Here is a 966-nt window from a genome sequence, read left to right as displayed (position 1 = left end):
ATCCCGAAGCCGGGCCAAATTACCAAAAGCTCGGTCCTCTTGCAATATCGCACGCGATATCCAATATGCCTGCATGAGACTGCTTCTCGATACGGCGACCATGGTGGCGGCGATCCGAAGTGACGCTGGCGCCTCGCGCCAACTGTTGGTCGCAGCTTTGGAACGCCGGCTGACGCTCATCGCTTCGGTGACGTTGATGATCGAGTACGAGGCGGTGATGACAAGGCCCGAGCACCTTGAAGCTTCCGGCCTGTCCGCCGAGGACGTGAACGCGTTGCTAGATGCCGTGGCGGCCGTCGCGGAGCCGGTTCGCCTTCTCTTCCTCTGGCGACCCGCCGTTCGCGACCCGGACGACGACATGGTGCTGGAAGCTGCGGTAAACGGACGGGCGGATGCTATAGTGACGTTCAACCTACGCGACTTCGGCAAAGTGGCCGAGCGCTTCGGTATCTTGGTCCTGTCGCCGGGCGAGGCGCTGAGACGATTGGAGAGAAAGACATGAGGAGAAGCAATTTCGCACTGCGGCTTCAGCTCTCGCTTCTGGATGAGGCGCGCAAGGTGGCGGAGAGCGAAGGCGTGCCGCTCAACCAGTTCATTAACGTGGCAGTCGCTGAAAAGCTTTCGGCGCTGCGCACGGAAAGTTACTTTCAGGAACGCGCCGCCCGTGCCGACCTTCCCAAGGCGCTGCATATCCTGAAACGGGCCGGCAAAGGGAAGGCGCCGACCAAGGGCGACGAATTGCCGGAGTAATGCCCCCTGAATTGTCGAGCGGTCTCGCTCGTACCGGAGTTTGCCTGCGTCCAAAGCGGCAGCCGGGCCGAAGACTGCCGGTCAAGGCTGGCGCAGCACGCGCCACAGCGATGCGGCTCTGGCATTGACGGGCTGACTTCGGTCCGGCGTTCTCTCGACAAGCAGGCAGTTCCCTCGTCGAACATGATTTCCCTATCGGGAAAAGCCTGGACGAAC

Annotated in this window: 2 protein-coding genes; both read left to right on the top strand. The window is 61.5% G+C overall.

The features are described 5' to 3' along the window. Positions 1 to 502: putative toxin-antitoxin system toxin component, PIN family (locus NKI41_RS33185; protein WP_352687286.1), on the top strand; the 502-nt coding region annotated here is incomplete at its 5' end. Beyond that, positions 499 to 750: a toxin-antitoxin system HicB family antitoxin gene (locus tag NKI41_RS33180; protein WP_352687283.1), complete on the top strand. Its 252-nt coding sequence runs from the start codon at positions 499 to 501 to the stop codon at positions 748 to 750. The genes NKI41_RS33185 and NKI41_RS33180, both read left to right, overlap by 4 nt. Positions 751 to 966 lie beyond the last annotated feature (216 nt).

This window comes from Mesorhizobium sp. M0601, assembly GCF_040320845.1.
In the GTDB taxonomy this organism is placed as follows: Bacteria; Pseudomonadota; Alphaproteobacteria; order Rhizobiales; family Rhizobiaceae; genus Mesorhizobium.
The sequence above is the reverse complement of the archived record's forward strand: the minus strand, read 5'-3'. Positions and strand labels throughout refer to the sequence as shown.

Coding starts and splice junctions, on each gene's coding strand:
- NKI41_RS33180 (WP_352687283.1), top strand. CDS start 499: ATGAGGAGAAGCAATTTCGCACTGCGGCTTCAGCTCTCGCTTCTGGAT.